Origin of the sequence: Streptomyces sp. NRRL WC-3549, from assembly GCF_000721935.1 — a bacterium.
In the GTDB taxonomy this organism is placed as follows: domain Bacteria; phylum Actinomycetota; class Actinomycetes; order Streptomycetales; family Streptomycetaceae; genus Streptomyces.
The window spans coordinates 76,807-78,040 of record NZ_KL585429.1; the positions used below are offsets into that span (position 1 = coordinate 76,807).

At 75.7% G+C, this 1,234-nt stretch carries 2 protein-coding genes; both read left to right on the plus strand.

Annotated features, from left to right (window positions below; translation table 11 throughout):
- Positions 1–430, plus strand: a 430-nt coding sequence (locus IH13_RS0129995) for a FadR/GntR family transcriptional regulator (RefSeq protein ID WP_031089212.1), incomplete at its 5' end; no start/stop codon positions are given.
- 116 nt (positions 431–546) lie between these two features.
- A partial coding sequence (locus IH13_RS0130000) for a gamma-glutamyl-gamma-aminobutyrate hydrolase family protein (RefSeq protein ID WP_063837513.1) occupies positions 547–1,234 on the plus strand: 688 nt, incomplete at its 3' end.

Below are 1,234 nucleotides of genomic sequence, written 5' to 3' on the forward strand. Positions count from 1 at the left end.
GCGCCGCCGGGCCGAGGAGGCCGGCCTCCAGGACGTGCTGCGCTTCCGCGAGGTCCTGGAGGCCGGGGCGGCCGGGCTGTGCGCGGCGCACGGCCTCGACGAGGAGGGCGCGGACCGGTTGCGGACGGCTCTGCGGGCGACACACGAAGCACCTCTGCCCGACTACCGCCGGCGCGACACCTCCTTCCACCTGACACTGGCCGGGCTCTGCGGTTCGCCGGCCCTGAGCGCCCAGTACGCCTCCGTACGGGCGACGGTCAACGACCTGCTGGACTGCGTGCCGCTGCTGGTACGCGACCTGGAGCACTCCCAGCACCAGCACACGGTGCTCGTGGACGCGGTGCTGGCCGGGGACGCGGAGACGGCGCGGGCGGTGGCGCGCGAGCACTGCGCGGGGACGGCGGCGCTGCTGCGGGGCTTCCTGGCTTGAACCCGCCCTTCCGGATCCTTTCTCTTGCGCCCCGGTGCATGACGAACAAAGGTATGGCGCATCACCATTGCACTGGGCCGGTCGGCACGACCGCCGCCCGCCGGAGGGACCGCACCATGCACGAGCCGCTCATCGGCGTCACGACCCATCGGGAACCGGCGGCCCGCTGGGAGGTCTGGGAGCTCCCGGCGGCGGTCCTCCCCTCCGCCTGTCCGCGGCTGGTCCAGCGCTCCGGGGGCCTCGCGGCCCTGCTCCCGCCGGACGAGGCGGAACGGGCCCCGGCGGTCGTGGCCCGGCTGGACGGGCTGGTGATCGCGGGCGGCGCCGACATCGACCCCGGACTGTACGGCGCGGAGCGCGACTTCAGGACGGGGCCCCCGGCGCACGAGCGCGACGCCTGGGAGGTCGCCCTGCTGCGGGCCGCGATGGCCGCCGACGTCCCGGTGCTGGGCATCTGCCGCGGGATGCAGCTGCTGAACGTCGCCCTCGGCGGCACCCTGACCCAGCATCTGGACGGCCACACGGGCCCGTTCGGCAAGGCGGGGGTGCTGGGCGAGCACCCCGTGGTCCCGGTGCCGGGGACCCGGTACGCCTCGATCGTCCCGGAGGAGGCGTCCGTTCCCACCTACCACCACCAGGCGGTGGAGCGCCTCGCCCCGGGCCTCGTGGTGTCGGCGCGCGCGGCGGACGGCACGGTGGAGGCGGTCGAACTGCCCGGCGAGACCCCCTGGGTGACGGGGGTCCAGTGGCACCCGGAGATGGGCGACGACCTCCGGCTCATGCGGGCGCTGGTGGCGGGGGGGC